The organism is Streptomyces sp. CGMCC 4.7035 (assembly GCF_031583065.1).
GTDB lineage: Bacteria > Actinomycetota > Actinomycetes > Streptomycetales > Streptomycetaceae > Streptomyces > Streptomyces yaanensis.
Map to the genome: position 1 here is coordinate 5255898 of NZ_CP134053.1, position 15756 is coordinate 5271653.

At 69.2% G+C, this 15756-nt stretch carries 13 protein-coding genes; 2 read left to right on the plus strand and 11 right to left on the minus strand.

Annotation, left to right across the window (positions count from 1 at the left end; all coding sequences use genetic code 11):
• Positions 1 to 6: 6 nt before the first annotated feature.
• The 6 genes from Q2K21_RS22870 to Q2K21_RS22895 form a co-directional block, all read right to left on the minus strand.
• Positions 7 to 462 carry a DUF948 domain-containing protein gene (locus Q2K21_RS22870; protein WP_310774330.1) on the minus strand — a complete coding sequence of 152 codons (456 nt, stop codon included), beginning with the start codon at positions 460 to 462 and terminating at the stop codon, positions 7 to 9.
• A gap of 284 nt (positions 463 to 746) precedes the next feature.
• The gene (gene rpsD / locus Q2K21_RS22875; protein WP_310774334.1) at positions 747 to 1361 is read right to left on the minus strand and encodes a 30S ribosomal protein S4; all 615 of its coding nucleotides are present in this window, start codon (positions 1359 to 1361) and stop codon (positions 747 to 749) included.
• A gap of 346 nt (positions 1362 to 1707) precedes the next feature.
• On the minus strand, positions 1708 to 3063 hold the full coding sequence (locus tag Q2K21_RS22880; protein WP_310774337.1) for a replication-associated recombination protein A: 1356 nt from the start codon (positions 3061 to 3063) through the stop codon (positions 1708 to 1710).
• Between the two features lie 97 nt (positions 3064 to 3160).
• Complete coding sequence (locus Q2K21_RS22885) at positions 3161 to 3817, minus strand: vitamin K epoxide reductase family protein (protein WP_310774340.1); 657 nt, start codon at positions 3815 to 3817, stop codon at positions 3161 to 3163.
• A gap of 410 nt (positions 3818 to 4227) precedes the next feature.
• Positions 4228 to 5490: a histidine--tRNA ligase gene (gene hisS, locus Q2K21_RS22890; RefSeq protein WP_310774343.1), complete on the minus strand. Its 1263-nt coding sequence runs from the start codon at positions 5488 to 5490 to the stop codon at positions 4228 to 4230.
• Between the two features lie 11 nt (positions 5491 to 5501).
• The gene (locus Q2K21_RS22895; protein WP_310774345.1) at positions 5502 to 6209 is read right to left on the minus strand and encodes an MBL fold metallo-hydrolase; all 708 of its coding nucleotides are present in this window, start codon (positions 6207 to 6209) and stop codon (positions 5502 to 5504) included.
• A 167-nt stretch (positions 6210 to 6376) separates the two neighbouring features.
• Here Q2K21_RS22895 and Q2K21_RS22900 point away from each other — a divergent pair, with 167 nt between their 5' ends.
• Together Q2K21_RS22900 and Q2K21_RS22905 are read left to right on the plus strand one after the other, a co-directional pair.
• Complete coding sequence (locus Q2K21_RS22900) at positions 6377 to 7198, plus strand: peptidylprolyl isomerase (protein ID WP_310774348.1); 822 nt, start codon at positions 6377 to 6379, stop codon at positions 7196 to 7198.
• Between the two features lie 135 nt (positions 7199 to 7333).
• Positions 7334 to 8563: a DUF349 domain-containing protein gene (locus Q2K21_RS22905; RefSeq protein WP_310774350.1), complete on the plus strand. Its 1230-nt coding sequence runs from the start codon at positions 7334 to 7336 to the stop codon at positions 8561 to 8563.
• Between the two features lie 108 nt (positions 8564 to 8671).
• On the opposite strand, the gene Q2K21_RS22910 is transcribed toward Q2K21_RS22905, so the two are convergent.
• The 5 genes from Q2K21_RS22910 to yajC form a co-directional block, all read right to left on the minus strand.
• The gene (locus Q2K21_RS22910) at positions 8672 to 11191 is read right to left on the minus strand and encodes a RelA/SpoT family protein (protein ID WP_310774353.1); all 2520 of its coding nucleotides are present in this window, start codon (positions 11189 to 11191) and stop codon (positions 8672 to 8674) included.
• A 381-nt stretch (positions 11192 to 11572) separates the two neighbouring features.
• The gene (locus Q2K21_RS22915) at positions 11573 to 12112 is read right to left on the minus strand and encodes an adenine phosphoribosyltransferase (protein WP_310774356.1); all 540 of its coding nucleotides are present in this window, start codon (positions 12110 to 12112) and stop codon (positions 11573 to 11575) included.
• Positions 12109 to 13221 carry a protein translocase subunit SecF gene (secF, locus tag Q2K21_RS22920; RefSeq protein WP_310774359.1) on the minus strand — a complete coding sequence of 371 codons (1113 nt, stop codon included), beginning with the start codon at positions 13219 to 13221 and terminating at the stop codon, positions 12109 to 12111. The genes Q2K21_RS22915 and secF overlap by 4 nt, the downstream gene beginning before the upstream one ends.
• Before the next feature lie 3 nt (positions 13222 to 13224).
• Positions 13225 to 14976, minus strand: a complete 1752-nt coding sequence (gene secD, locus Q2K21_RS22925; protein ID WP_310774361.1) for a protein translocase subunit SecD — start codon at positions 14974 to 14976, stop codon at positions 13225 to 13227.
• A 136-nt stretch (positions 14977 to 15112) separates the two neighbouring features.
• A complete protein-coding gene (gene yajC, locus Q2K21_RS22930) occupies positions 15113 to 15613 on the minus strand; it encodes a preprotein translocase subunit YajC (protein ID WP_310774364.1) in 501 nt (166 codons plus the stop codon).
• Positions 15614 to 15756 lie beyond the last annotated feature (143 nt).

Consider the following 15756-nt stretch of genomic DNA (forward strand, 5'->3'; position numbering starts at 1 on the left):
GCTCGGTCAGTCTCTCTTTTCCCGGGTGTTCCGCTTTGCCCGTCGCGCGGACGGGACGGTGCGGCCCACGATCACGGTACGCCGGGGCTCCTTGGCGGGCACGCTCTCACGGCGGCCGGCGATTGCCCGGCGCACGCCATAGCCGAACGCCGCGACCTTGACCAGGGGGCCGCCGAAGGTGGACGCGACAGTCGTCGACAGTGCCGACGCGTTCGACGTGACCTCCTGGACGTCCGACGCGATCGCGTCGACCCGGTCGATCTGGGTCTGTGCGGAGCGCACCGCGACGGAGGCGTCGGCCAGCAGCGGAACGGCCTGGTCGGTCACGTCCGCCACCAGCTTGGTGGTCGCCTTGAGCGTCTGGGCCAGCCTCGCCAGCGCGACGGCGAGGAAGGAGACCAGGATCGCCCAGAAGACGGCCACCAGGATCCCGGCCACCTCTCCACCGGACACTGTGCGCACCCGCTCCCTAAGAACGTGCCTGAACATCGAAAAGTCGTCCCCCGAGCCTATCGCGCCGGGGCGGCCGGTCCGTACCGGATTAGACGCCCGCGCGCAGCCGGAGTTGCGTACGACGACGGCACGGAGTGTATGCGGAGCGGCGCGGTCCGTGTCCATGGCGTCAACTCCCGCTCAGCGCTGGACGGTTGGGGCCCGGATATGCGGGAGCCCGCCGTCCCGCCCGCCGGAAGGGCGGGGAGACGACGGGCTGACGCGCTGGGAGGCTTACGTCCGCGGATGTGCGATCAGCGGGCGTAGTACTCGACGACGAGCTGCTCGTCGCAGATCACCGGGATCTCCTTGCGGTTCGGCTCACGGTCCAGGCGGAACGCCAGGGCCTTGAGGTTCACCTGGAGGTAGCGCGGGGTCTCGCCGTCGGGGGCGAAGCCACCCTCGCGGGCGACCTGGAAGAGCGTCTTCTCGCGGCTGCGCTCGCGGACCATCACGACGTCGTCGGGACGGACGCGGAACGACGGCTTGTCGACCTTCTGGCCGTTGACCTCGATGTGGCCGTGGACGACCATCTGGCGGGCCTGGTAGATCGTGCGGGCGATGCCCGAACGCAGGACCAGCGCGTCGAGACGACGCTCCAGCTCGATGATCAGGGCCTCACCGGTCTTGCCCTGGACCTTGGAGGCACGCTCGTAGGCGCGCACGAGCTGACGCTCGGACACGTCGTACTGCGCGCGCAGACGCTGCTTCTCCAGCAGACGGACCTTGTAGTCCGAGTTCTGCTTGCGGCCGCGGCCGTGCTCACCCGGCGGGTAGGGGCGGGCCTCGAAGTACTTGACGGCCTTGGGGGTCAGCGCGATGCCGAGGGCACGCGACTTCTTGACCTTGGGGCGGGACTGGTTCGCCATGAACCAAACACCTCGTGTTTCTGTGTGTATTCGGCTTCACCAGGGTTAGGGGAGGTCGCATCCGCAGCCGGGGAAACCCTGCGGGTCCGCGTGGGACCTGCCGGGCAGCCGCTCCCTGGTCTGGGCACATACGTGCAGCACGCGAGTGGCCCACCGACCCTTGCCCCGGGCTTCCGGGGAGGTGGTGGGCTGCCCGCGACACCGTTCGACGGTGCGCGACGCTCCTGGATCCCCGTGCCTGACGGCGGTGGGGTTCCGGCTGGGTGTCCCGCTCTGGTGTTGCCGACCCCCCGATTTTGGGGTGCCGGACACGGGACTCAGCGCTTCGAGAAAGTCTACAGGGTGGCTACGGCTGCTTTCGACCGAGGTGCTTGCGGGTCCACTCCACGGCGTCCGCGTACCGCGCCTCCGCGCCGTGCCGGGTCGGGGTGTAGTACTGCCGGTCCTTGAGCGCGTCGGGCGCGTACTGCTGGCTGGCGATGCCCTCCGGCAGGTCGTGCGGGTACACATAACCCTGCGCGTGGCCGAGCTTGGCCGCGCCCTTGTAGTGACCGTCGCGCAGGTGCGGGGGCACGGGGCCGGCCAGTCCCTTGCGGACGTCCTCCATGGCCGCGCCGATCGCCGTGGTCGCGGAGTTCGACTTGGGGGCCAGGGCGAGGGCGATGGTGGCGTGGCTGAGGGTGAGGGCGGCCTCCGGGAAGCCGATCATCGCTACGGCCTGGGCGGCGGCGACGGCTATCGGCAGCGCGTTCGGGTCGGCGAGGCCGATGTCCTCGCTGGCGGAGATCATCAGGCGGCGGGCGATGAAACGGGGATCCTCGCCGGCCTCGATCATCCGGGCCAGGTAGTGCAGGGCCGCGTCGACGTCGGAGCCGCGGATGGACTTGATCAGTGCGCTCGCCACGTCGTAGTGCTGGTCGCCGTCGCGGTCGTACTTCACCGCGGCGCGGTCGACGGTCTCCTCCAGGGTCGAAAGGGCGATCTCCGCCTCGCCCTTGTCGAGCGCGGCCCCGGCCGCGGCCTCCAGGGCGGTCAGGGCGCGGCGGGCGTCGCCACCGGCGATCCGCAGGAGATGGGCCTCCGTGTCCTCGGGAAGCGTGACGGCGCCCTTGAGGCCGCGCTCGTCGGTGAGGGCGCGGCGAAGCAGGCCGCGCACGTCGTCGTCCGTGAGCGGTTCGAGGGTGAGCAGCAGGGAGCGGGACAGCAGCGGAGAGATCACCGAGAAGTACGGGTTCTCCGTGGTGGCCGCGATCAGGGTCACCCAGCGGTTCTCCACGGCCGGGAGCAGGGAGTCCTGCTGGGCCTTGCTGAAACGGTGGATCTCGTCGAGGAAGAGGACGGTCTCCTTGCCGAAGCCGCCGGTGGCCCGGCGGGCACCGTCGATGACCGCGCGGACCTCCTTGACGCCCGCGGTGATCGCCGACAGCTCGACGAAGCGCTTGTTGGTGGCCTTCGAGACGACGTACGCCAGTGTCGTCTTGCCGGTGCCGGGCGGGCCCCAGAGGATCACCGAGGAGGGTCCGGCGGGGCCGCCATTGCCCTCGCCGACCAGTCTGCGCAGCGGGGATCCCGGCTTGAGCAGGTGTTGCTGGCCCACCACCTCGTCGAGGGTGCGCGGGCGCATGCGGACCGCCAGGGGGCTACCGGTCGGGTCCTTCTCCTGGCGTTCTTCTGCGGCGGCGGTGAACAGATCGGGCTCCACACTGAAACCCTATGTCACGCCACTGACAAGGCCGCCGCCGCCGACAACGCCGCCGACCCCGGCACCCGTGCTCGGGTCCGGGGCCCTTCGGCCTGGCTCAGGCCCAGAGGTGGCTGCCCCAGCGGGTCAGGATCAGCATGGCGATGATGCCGACGTGCGTGACCGGAAGCACCCAGGTGAACTCGCCGAGGAAGTTCTTCACCGGGCGCGGAGCGGGCAGGAAGTCGTTACGGACGTTGAACGAGGTCACGTACCAGAACATGGTGATCGTGGCGACCCAGGCCAGCGAGCACCACAGGCACAGCGCGTTGATCCGGTACAGCGACTGGAACTGCAGCCAGGTGCAGAAGGCGACGCCGAAGAGTGTGCCGAAGTTGAAGGTCAGCCAGTACCAGCGCGGGAAGCGGGCGCGGGCGAGGAGGCTCATGCCGACGCAGATGACGATGCCGTAGGCGACCAGGCCCAGCATCGGGTTGGGGAATCCGAAGGCGGCGGCCTGCTTGCTCTCCATCACGCTGCCGCAGGACACGATCGGGTTGATGCTGCAACTGGGGGTGAACGTCTTGCCGCTCACCTTGCCCTCGAGGATCTTGAACTTGTCGATCGTGATGACCCACGCGGCGAGCAGACCGGCCGCACCGGTGATCACCAGCAGCAGGGCGAACGCGCGACTGCCGCCCACCGCTCGGGGCGCTTCCGTGCGTTCCGGCTCGGTCGACTCGGTGGAGACGTCCTTCACTGTCGTCTTACTCATCACGTCGATTCCGATACTAGAGAGTGGACCTGTGGTCAGTGGTCATCAGTGGTCAGTGGTCATTGTGCCGCACCCGGGTGTGTGTCCACCGTTCGATGAACATAAGGAAGTACGCACGGTCATGCCGGAGCGTTCGGTTCCGGAACCTTGTCTTGGGCCCATTGCGCGGGCGAGACGACCACCGTGGGGGGCTCCAGGGCGGGCCCGGCGCGGCCCCTCGCGGGTGGGGCTCGGAAAAAAGGGGAATCGCTCGGCAGGACGAATCGGCGCTGCCGAGTTGACGCTGCTGACGCTGCACTGCAGTGAGTTTTTGGCCCCCGCCGCCCCTACCCCGTCCCGTACCTGGGGCTGCCGCCCCCAGACCCCCGCTAGTCGGGCGGGGCCCCGGGCGGAGCCCCTGGGCGATGGGCTCAGCCCAGGCGGGATTCCAGTTCCGCCACGATCTCGTTCACGCCCACCGAAACCTGCTCCCCGGACTCCATGTCCTTCAGCTGGACCACGCCGTCCGCGAGGTCGCGGTCACCGGCCACGATCGCGTAGCGCGCCCCGCTGCGGTTGGCGTTCTTCATCGCGCCCTTCAGCCCCTTGGCGCCGTACGAGAAGTCCGCCGCGACGCCCAGCTTCCGCAGCTCCGTGACCTTGGCGAACAGGATCCGGCGGGCCTCCTCGCCCAGCGGGACCGCGAACACGCTCGTGGACGCGGGGAGTTCGAGCTCGACGCCCTCCGCCTCCAGGGCCAGCACCGTGCGGTCGACGCCCAGCGCCCAGCCCACGGACGGCAGCGCGGGACCGCCGAGCATCTCCGACAGGCCGTCGTAACGGCCGCCGCCGCCCACCGCGGACTGCGAGCCCAGACCGTCGTGGACGAACTCGAAGGTCGTGCGCGTGTAGTAGTCCAGGCCACGCACGAGCTTCGGGTCGTCCTCGTAGGCCACGCCCGCCGCGGTGATCAGCTCGCGGACCTCCTCGTGGTACGCCTTGCACGCGTCGCACAGGTAGTCACGCAGCAGCGGTGCGCCCGTCAGCTGCTTCTGGACCGACTCCCGCTTGTCGTCCAGGACGCGGAGCGGGTTGATCTCGGTGCGGCGGTGGGTGTCCTCGTCCAGGTCCAGGCCGCGCAGGAAGTCCTGGAGCGCGGCGCGGTACACCGGACGGCACTCCTTGTCACCCAGGCTGTTGAGCAGGATGCGGAAGTTCCTCAGGCCCAGCGAGCGGTACGCCTGGTCCGCCAGGATGATCAGCTCGGCGTCGAGCGCCGGGTCCTCCGCGCCGATCGCCTCCGCGCCGACCTGCGAGAAGTGCCTGTAGCGGCCCTTCTGCGGGCGCTCGTAGCGGTAGTACGAGCCCGAGTACCAGAGCTTGACCGGCAGGTTGCCCGTCTTGTGGAGGTTCGCCTCCAGAGCGGCCCGAAGCACGGAGGCCGTGCCCTCTGGGCGCAGGGCGAGCTTGTCGCCGCCCTTCGTCTCGAAGGCGTACATCTCCTTCGTCACGATGTCGGTGGACTCACCGACACCGCGCGCGAAGAGCTCCACGTTCTCGAAGCCGGGCGTCTCGATGTAGCCGTAGCCGGAGTTGCGCAGCGGGGCGGCGATCGCCTCGCGGACAGCCAGGTACTTCGCGGACTCCGGCGGAATCAGGTCGTACGTGCCCTTGGGGGCTTTGAAGGTGCTCACGGAAAGTCTCGTCACATTCCTCGTCGGGGAGCCTCGGAGGCTCCCTGGCCGGCGGCCACCTGCCGCAGATACGGATTGGTGGCGCGCTCCTGGCCGATGGTCGTCTGGGGGCCGTGGCCGGACAGCACCACGGTCGAGTCGTCGAGCGGCAGGCACACACGGGCCAGCGAGTCGAGGATCTCGGCCATGTCACCGCCGGGCAGGTCGGTGCGTCCGATGGAGCCGGCGAACAACAGGTCGCCCGAGAAGAGGATCGGCGGGATGTCCGCCGCCTCGGGCAGGCCGAAGGTCACCGACCCCTTGGTATGGCCGGGCGCGTGCGCGACGGACAGCTCCAGACCGGCCAGCTGCAGCTTCGCACCGTCGGTCAGCTCCTTGACGTCGTCCGGCTCCCCCACGGTCAGCTCGCCCATCAGCGGCATCCCGATGGAACGCCCGAGCGCCTTCTCCGGGTCGCTCATCATGAACCGGTCCTCGGGGTGGATCCACGCGGGTACGTCGTGCGCGCCGCACACCGGGACGACCGAGGCCACATGGTCGAGGTGACCATGGGTGAGGACGACCGCGACGGGCTTGAGCCGATGCTTCTTGAGCGCGTCCTCGACTCCCTGGGCCGCCTGGTGGCCCGGGTCGATGATCACGCACTCCTCACCCGCGGCGGGGGCGACCAGGTAACAGTTGGTCCCCCAGGCCCCGGCGGGGAACCCGGCAATCAGCACGATCGTCCTTCGTTGTGTCGTACGGGGGTGACTGGCTGTGGGTCAGAGCCTACCGGCGCTGCCGATTCCTCAGCGAACCCATATACGGTACGGGGCACGCGCATGCGGTCGGCACACCAGACGCACGCGTAACGGTCGGCGTACGAGACGCATGAGGAGAAAACCCCGTGGTCACCCAGGAACAGCGGCGGCGACAGCTCGCCCGGGAGAAGTTCTTGCGGCAGCAGCAGCGGCGTACGGAAGCGCGGCGCAAATCACGCATGCGCAATTCCGTGATCGCATCGGTCCTCGGCGTGGTCCTGGTGGGCAGCCTGGCGCTGTACACAACCGGGGTGCTGAAGGACGACGACAAGAAGGCCAACGCGGGCGCGGAGGTGACGCCGAGCGCCTCGGCGACCACCAAGGCGCCGGACCCGTGCGAGAAGCCCGCCGAGGGCAAGGTCGAGTCGATGAGCTGGAAGAAGGAGCCGGCGATGACCATCGACACGTCGGCGAAGTACACGATGAAGCTGGCGACCACATGCGGTGACATCGGCCTCGCGCTGAAGACGGCGGCGGCCCCGCACACCGTGAACTCGTTCGACTTCCTCGCGGGCAAGGGCTTCTTCGACCACACCAAGTGCCACCGGCTCACCACCAACGGCATCTACGTGCTGCAGTGCGGCGACCCGCAGGGCACCGGCACCGGCGGCCCGGGCTACACCATCCCGGACGAGAACCTGAAGGACAAAAGCCTGAAGGGCAACGTGTATCCGGCGGGCACGGTCGCCATGGCGAACACCGGGCAGGCGCACACCGGCGGCAGCCAGTTCTTCCTGGTGTACCAGAACAGTCAGTTGCCGCCCAGCTACACGCCGTTCGGCACCATTGACGCCGCCGGCATGAAGGTGCTGAAGAAGATCGCGGCCGCCGGCGAGAGCACCGGAGCGGGCGACGGAGCGCCGAACGCTACCGTCGTGATCAACAAGGCGACTGTGACGAAATCCTGACCGCCAACTGCGAAATTTCGGTCGCGCGGGATGCGGACAGCCGCCCCGCCGGTCGCCTATGTTGGCCGTGACGAAACTGTGGACGATGCCCGGGGGCGCTGAGGCTCCTCGCAGGCATCATGTGGAGGAGGCGCTGTGAGCAGCGACCCGTGGGGCCGCGTCGACGAGACGGGGACCGTGTACGTGCGTACGGCCGACGGCGAGCAGGTCGTCGGTTCCTGGCAGGCCGGCTCCCCTGAGGAGGCGCTGGCCTACTTCGAGCGCAAGTACGAGGGCCTGGTTGTCGAGATCGGCCTCCTCGAAAAGCGAGTGCAGACCACCGATCTGTCGGCGAAGGACGCCCAGACCGCGATCGACCATCTGCGGGAGCAGGTGGAAGCACACCACGCGGTCGGCGACCTGGACGCGCTGCGGGCGCGGCTGAACAAGCTGGTCGAGACCGTCGAGGCGCGTCGCGAGGAGCGCAAGGCGCAGCGGGCGAAGCAGTCCGACGAGGCGCGGCACTCCAAGGAGACGCTGGTCATCGAGGCCGAGGAGCTGGCGCAGTCCGACCAGTGGCGGGCGGCCGGCGAACGGCTGCGCGCCCTGGTGGACACCTGGAAGGGGCTGCCGCGACTCGATCGGAAATCGGACGACGAGCTGTGGCACCGCTTCTCGCACGCCCGCTCGGCGTTCTCCAAGCGTCGCAAGGCACACTTCGCGCAGCTGGACGCGCAGCGCGAGGAGGCCCGCAAGACCAAGGAGAAGCTGGTCGCCGAGGCCGAGGCGCTGTCGAGCTCGACGGACTGGGGTCCGACGGCGGCGCGCTACCGCGAGCTGATGGCCGACTGGAAGGCGGCCGGCCGCGCCCAGCGCGAGCACGAGGACGACCTGTGGAACCGCTTCCGCGGCGCCCAGGACGTGTTCTTCGCGGCGCGCAGCACGGTCTTCGCGGAGCGCGACGCCGAGCAGTCCGAGAACCTCAAGCTCAAGGAGGAGCTGGCCGAGGAGGCGGAGAAGCTGCTGCCGATCACGGACCTGAAGGCCGCCCGGGCCGCCTTCCGCTCGATCAACGAGCGCTGGGAGGCCATCGGTCATGTGCCCCGCGACGCGCGCCCGCGGGTCGAGGGCCGGATGCACGCGGTCGAGCGGGCCATCCAGGAGTCCGAGGAAGCCGAGTGGCGCCGCACGAACCCGGAGGCACGCGCGCGTGCCGAGGGTCTCACCGGCCAGCTCCAGGCTGCCGTGGACAAGCTGAAGGGCCAGATCGAGCAGGCTCGGGCGGCGGGCAACAACGCCAAGGCCGAGAAGCTGGAGAGGGAGCTGGAGGGCCGTCAGGCGCTCCTGGACCAGGCCCTCAAGGGTCTCCAGGAGTTCGGCGGCTGAACAACGGCTGAGCAGGCCTCCGCTGCCTCGTACGAAGACTCGTACGAAAGGAAAGGGGCTCCCGTACATGGCGTACGGGAGCCCCTTTTTGTGCGCTGTGCCGGCGGTCTACGACGGCCTGCGGGCCGAGGTCACGCGGTACACGTCGTAGACGCCCTCCACGCCCCGTACCGCCTTCAGGACGTGGCCCAGGTGCTTGGGGTCGCCCATCTCGAAGGTGAAGCGGGACGTGGCCACGCGGTCGCGGGACGTCTGGACCGCGGCCGAGAGGATGTTGACGTGCTGGTCGGACAGGACCCGGGTGACGTCCGAGAGCAGGCGCGAGCGGTCCAGCGCCTCGACCTGGATCGCGACCAGGAAGACCGACGACTGCGTCGGTGCCCACTCGACGTCGAGGATGCGCTCCGGCTCGCGCGACAGTGACTCCACGTTCACACAGTCGCTGCGGTGAACCGATACGCCACTACCGCGTGTGACGAAGCCGATGATCGGGTCGCCGGGGACGGGCGTACAACAGCGAGCCAGCTTGACCCAGACGTCATCGACGCCCTTGACGACCACACCGGGGTCACTGCTGCTGCGCCGCTTACGGCCGCGGCCCCGGGCCGGCGGAACCGACTCGTCGATCTCCTCGGTGGCGGCCTCCTCGCCGCCGAGCGCCTGCACCAGCTTCTGCACGACGTTCTGCGCGGCCACATGGCCCTCGCCGATCGCTGCGTACAGGGACGAGATGTCCGGGTAGCGCATCTCGTGGGCGAGGGTCACCAGCGAGTCGCCGGTCAGGATGCGCTGGATCGGCAGGTTCTGCTTGCGCATCGCCCGCGCGATGGCGTCCTTGCCCTGCTCGATCGCCTCGTCGCGCCGCTCCTTGGAGAACCACGCCCGGATCTTGTTACGGGCACGCGGCGACTTCACGAAGCCGAGCCAGTCGCGGGACGGGCCCGCGCCGGTCGCCTTGGAGGTGAAGACCTCCACCAGGTCGCCGTTGTCCAGCGTGGATTCCAGCGGGACCAGACGGCCGTTGACCCTGGCCCCTATCGTCCGGTGGCCGACCTCCGTGTGGACCGCGTACGCGAAGTCCACCGGGGTGGCACCGGCCGGCAGCGCTATGACGTCGCCCTTCGGGGTGAAGACGAAGACCTCGTTGCGGGACAGGTCGAAGCGCAGGGATTCCAGGAACTCGCTCGGGTCCTCGGTCTCCTTCTGCCAGTCCAGCAACTGGCGCAGCCACGCCATGTCGTTGACGGCGTCCTTGTCCTTGGCGTTCGAACGAGGCGCGTCGGTACGGACCTTGGAGGCGCCGGCGACGGCCTCCTGCTTGTACTTCCAGTGCGCGGCGATGCCGTACTCGGCGCGGCGGTGCATGTCGAACGTGCGGATCTGGAGTTCGACGGGCTTGCCGTTGGGACCGATCACCGTCGTGTGCAGCGACTGGTACATGTTGAACTTGGGCATCGCGATGTAGTCCTTGAACCGCCCCGGAACCGGGTTCCAGCGGGCGTGGACCGTGCCCAGTGCCGCGTAGCAGTCGCGGACCGTGTCGACGAGGACGCGGATGCCCACCAGGTCGTAGATCTCCGCGAAGTCGCGACCGCGGACGATCATCTTCTGGTAGACGCTGTAGTAGTGCTTCGGCCGGCCGGTGACGGTTGCCTTGATGCGGGCGGCGCGGAGGTCGGCCTGGACCTCGTCGGTCACTATGGCGAGGTACTCGTCGCGCTTGGGGGCGCGCTCGGCGACCAGGCGGACGATCTCGTCGTACATCTTGGGGTAGAGGATCGCGAACGCGAGGTCCTCCAGCTCCCACTTGATGGTGTTCATGCCCAGCCGGTGGGCGAGCGGCGCGTAGATCTCCAGGGTCTCGCGCGCCTTCTTCTCCTGCTTCTCGCGCTTGAGGTAGCGCATGGTGCGCATGTTGTGCAGCCGGTCGGCGAGCTTGATGACCAGGACGCGGGGGTCCTTGGCCATGGCGACGACCATCTTGCGCACGGTCTCGGCCTGCGCGGCCTCGCCGAACTTGACCTTGTCCAGCTTGGTCACGCCGTCGACGAGCAGGGCGACCGTGTCGCCGAAGTCGCGGCGCAGCTGGTCGAGGCCGTACTCGGTGTCCTCCACCGTGTCGTGCAGCAGGCCCGCCATCAGGGTGGCCGGGTCCATGCCCAGCTCGGCGAGGATCGTTGTCACGGCGAGCGGGTGCGTGATGTACGGGTCGCCGCTCTTGCGCTTCTGACCGCGGTGCCAGCGCTCCGCCACCTGGTAGGCGCGCTCGATCTGGCGGAGGGTCGCGTTCTCGATCTTGGGGTCGTTGCTGCGCACTATCCGCAGCAGCGGCTCCAGGACGGGGTTGTACGGGTTGGCGCGCTGCACGCCGAGGCGCGCGAGGCGGGCGCGGACGCGGTTGGAGGAGGCGGAGCGGGCCGGCGGGGCCGGAGTCGGACGGACCGCGGGGGTGCGCTCGGGTGGGACCGGTTTGGGGCGCGGCTGCTCGGCCGCCTGGCCGACGGGAGCGGACTGGGCGTGCTCGACCGGCCCGTGCGGGGCGTTCTGCGCGCTGCGCGCGGGCTTGGCCGCGGCCTGCGAAGTCGGGTCGGGCTTGGCGGCGGTGAGTGGCTGGGCCTCGTCTGGCAAGAGGACTCCTCGTGCGCGATCCGGGTCCCCCGGTCAGGCTCCGGAGATCCCATGGTAGCCATCGGGACCACCGGCTTCAGCCGGTGGGGGAATCGCCGGCCTGGGCCGTGGTACTTCCCGAACCGTCCCGCAAGGGGACGGTTCGGGATGGACCGCAACCTTTGGGTTGGAAGCCCCCCTCCTTCAGGTGGGGAGCGGAGTCACGGTGGCGATCCCGGGCTGCATACAGGTGCCGCGGGCTCGCCTTCAGGCCGCTGAGACGGCCTTCCACAGGAAGAAACACACGAGGCGGGCGCCGGATTCCTCCGGGCCCGCCTCGCGGTGTCCTGCGGCCTTCCGTGGCCTTGCGCGGGGGTTGCCCGCGCGGGTCTCGGACCTGTCTCAGACCTGAAGCAGCGACTCCAGCGGGGCGCCGCCCAGGGCCGGCTCCAGACGGGCGCGCCCGCCCAGGAAGCCCAGCTCCATGAGCACGGACACACCCGCGACCTCGGCGCCCGCCCGACGGATGAGCTGGAGCGAGGCCTCGGCGGTGCCGCCGGTGGCGAGGACGTCGTCGACGACCATCACGCGATCGTCAGCGGTCAGGTCCTCGGCGTGCACCTCGATCTCGGCGGACCCGTACTCCAGGTCGTACGCCTGGCTGAGGGTGGCTCCGGGGAGCTTGCCCGCCTTGCGTACGGGGACGAAGCCGACGCCCGCGCAGACGGCGACCGGGGCGCCGAGGATGAAGCCGCGGGCCTCCAGGCCCACGATCTTCGTCGCGCCGGCCCGCACGGTCAGCTCAGCCAGCGTGTCGGTGAGCGCGTTGAACGCCTCCGGGTCCGCGAGCAGCGGTGTGATGTCCTTGAACATCACGCCCGGCTCCGGATAGTCGGGGACGTCGCGGATGCGACTGAGGAGGAGTTCCTGTATATCGGTCATCGGCGCTTTCCGGAGGGTCGGCCGCGGCCACGGCCGCGGGACGCGGGCTGGTTGCGCGGGCCGACGACCGCGGGCGCGACGTCCTGCGAATCGTCGTCGTGCGCGTCGGTGGCCCGCGCGTCCGCGAGCTCTTCCGAGGCGGTGGCCTGAGCGCGCTTGGCGAGGACGCGCTTCTTGAGGGCCTTCATCTGCGGCTCGCGCTCCTTGAGGTCGGCGACGAGCGGCGTGGCGATGAAGATCGACGAGTACGCACCGGCCGCAAGGCCGACGAACAGCGACAGCGAGATGTCGTTGAGCGTGCCCGCGCCGAGGACACCGCCGCCGATGAACAGCAGGCCGGCGACCGGCAGCAGCGCCACCACGGTGGTGTTGATGGAGCGGACCAGGGTGCTGTTGATCGAGCGGTTGGCGACGTCGCTGTAGGTCCAGCGGGTCTGCTTGGTGAGGTCCTTCGTCTGCTCCTTGAGGCTGTCGAAGACGACGACCGTGTCGTAGAGCGAGTAACCGAGGATCGTGAGCAGACCGATGACCGTACCGGGCGTCACCTCGAAGCCGACGAGGGCGTAGATGCCGACCGTGATGGTGATGTCGTGGATCAGCGCGACCAGGGCCGCGAGGGCCATGCGCCACTCGAAGGCGATCGCCAGGTAGATCACCACGAGCACCATGAAGATCGCCAGACCCTGCCAGGCCTTGCTGGCGATCTGCTCGCCCCAGCTCGGGCCGACCAGTTCGCCGTTGATCTTCTCCGAGTCGACCTTCAGATCCTTGGCGAGGTCATCCTTGATCTGGTCGGACTTGGCGGTGTCGATGCCGGCGATCTGGATGCGCAGACCGCCCGTGCCGAGCTTCTGCACGACCGCCTGGTGACCGGCGGACTCCTCCGCGTACGTCTCGGCCTGCGCCACGGAGACGCTGGTCTTCGGGGTGGTGAAGACGGCACCGCCCTGGAACTCGATGCCCATGTTCAGGCCGCGCACCGTCAGGCCGAGGATGGCCGTGATGGTGATCAGGATCGAGATGCCGTACCAGATCTTGCGGTTGCCGACGAAGTCGTATCCGACCTCGCCTCGGTGGAGCCGGGCGCCGAGGTTGCCGAGCTTCGACATCTCTCACGCCTCCTTCGGGTCGACGGGGGCGGAGGGACGACGGGTGCGCCGCAGGGGCGGCTTGGCACCGAGGCGCTTCGGGTCGAGGCCGGACCAGCTGTGGCCGTCCGCGAAGAACTTCCGGCGGGCGAGGATCGTCATCAGCGGCTTGGTGAACAGGGCGACGACAACCACGTCGAGAACCGTGGTCAGACCGAGGGTGAACGCGAAGCCCTGGACCTTGCCGACGGTGACGATGAACAGCACCGCGGCGGCCAGGAACGACACGAAGTCGGAGACCAGGACGGTGCGCCGGGCGCGCGGCCAGGCTCGCTCGACGGCGGGACGCAGCGAGCGGCCCTCGCGGATCTCGTCCCGGATGCGTTCGAAGTACACGATGAACGAGTCCGCGGTGATACCGATCGCGACGATGGCACCACAGACCGCCGGCAGGTTCAGCGCGAAGCCGATGGTCGGGCCGAGCAGCGACATGATCACGTAGGTCAGGATCCCGGAGACCAGCAGCGAGGCGATCGCGACGAGCGACAGGCCACGGTAGTAGAACACCAGGTAGATCACGACCAGGGCGAGACCGATCGCACCGGCGAGCAGACCGGCGTGCAGCTGCTCGCCGCCGAGCGCGGCGGTGACGGTGGTGACGCTCTGCTCCTCGAAGGACAGCGGAAGCGCACCGTACGACAGCACGTTCGCCAGGTCCTTGGCCTCGGTCTGGTCGAAGTTGCCGGAGATCTGGGCGTTACCGCTCAGCGCCTCCTTGACGAACGGGTCGGAGACGACCTCGCCGTCGAGGACGATGGCGAACTGGTTCTGCGGCGGCTGGTTCTGCGCCAGCTTGCCGGTGATGCTCGCGAACTTCTTGGACCCCGCGGACGTGAATTCCATGGTGACGGTCCAGCCCGCCGAGCCCTGAGTGTCGAAGACCGCCCGGGCCTTCTTGACGTCCGTGCCGGCGACCTCGGCCGGGCCGAGGACGTACTTCTGCCACTGGCCCGACGAGTTCTTGCCACAGGCCAGGGTCGGCTCGGTGGGCTTGGCGCCCTCTCCGGTCTTGGCGCGGACGGCCTTGTCGGAGCAGTCCAGCGTGGCGTACGCGGCCTGGAGCTTGCTGGTCGCGTCGGAGCCGCTGCTCGGCGACGGGGAGGGGCTCGTGGAGGCGGAGGCGGATGCGGAGCCGGATGCCGACGGCGACGGCGACGAGGTGGCCTTCAGCGCGTTGGTGACCGCACGGCCCTGCGAGGTGGCGGTGGCCGCCGGGCTCCCGGAGCCGGACGGCTTCGGTGAGCCGGACGAGGTCGCCTTCGGAGAGGAGCTGCCGGAGGCGCTCGGCGTCGGGCTGGCCGAGGCGGCGGGGCCGGAGACCTCGGTGGCCAGCACCGGGCGGAAGTACAGCTTGGCCGTGGTGCCGACCTGCTGCCGGGCCTGCTTGGAGTTCGTGCCCCTGGGGATGTTGACGATGATGTTGCGATCGCCCTGCGTCTGGACCTCCGCCTCGGAGACGCCCAGACCGTTGACACGGCGGTTCATGATGTCGACCGCGGTGTCCAGGTTGGTCTTGTTGATCGCGGATTCCTGGCCGCTCTTCGCCTTGAGCGTGATGCTCGTGCCACCGGCGAGGTCGATGCCGAGACGCGGAGTGGTGTGCCCGGAGGCGAACATTCCCCCGGTGAGCGCCACGATGGCGATCAGGATGAGGGCCAGTGCGCGCCACGGCCTGCTCTGGGCGCTCGCGCTCCGGCCCTTCTTCGGTGCTGCCACCTTCTCGTACTCCCTCTCGGGCCGCCGCGCGCGGGGTCAGCGCGCGGGTGGCCATGACATTGTGTCGGGATTCCGTGCGGAAACCGCACAACCCGGGCTCCGGCGCGCCTGTGCGCGCCTCGGTCCCGGGGTGCGGCTACTTCGCGTCGGCCTCGCCGTCGGTCTTCTTCGGCGCTGCTTCGTCGGCCTTCGCGTCGGCCACCTCGTCGGCCGCGTCGTCCGCGTCCTTCTTGCCGAGGTCCACGGGCTTGTCGTCGGAAGCGTCGGAAGCGGCGTCGGCGGCGGGCTCGTCGGTCTCGGTGAGGGAGGACGCGTCGTCCGGCACGACGGCGCCGTCGGTCTTCAGGTCGTGCTCGATGCCGTGCACGATGCGGTTGTACTCGTCGTCGGAGAGGACGGCGCCGATCGCGTTCTTCGCGAAGAGCAGTTCTACGCCCGGGCCCGCGTCAACGAGGACCGTGTCCTCGTTGACCTCCTTGACCGTCGCGTACATGCCCCCGATCGTGCGGACGCCGCTGCCGGGCTGCATGTCGTTGCGCATCTGCACGGCCTGCTGCTGCTTCTTCTTGGCCGAGCGTGTCATCAGGACCATGGCCCCGATGAGCACGATGAACGGGAGGAGGGTCACGATATTCACGGGACGGAAATTCCTTCGCACGACCGCTCGATCGGCGGCCTGGTGGATGGGAGTGATCGGCACCGCCCACAAAGGCGGCATCGGCGGAGTCTAAGCGAGTCCGCACGCAAGGAACAACGCTCAGCATGGCACCCGGGTTCCTG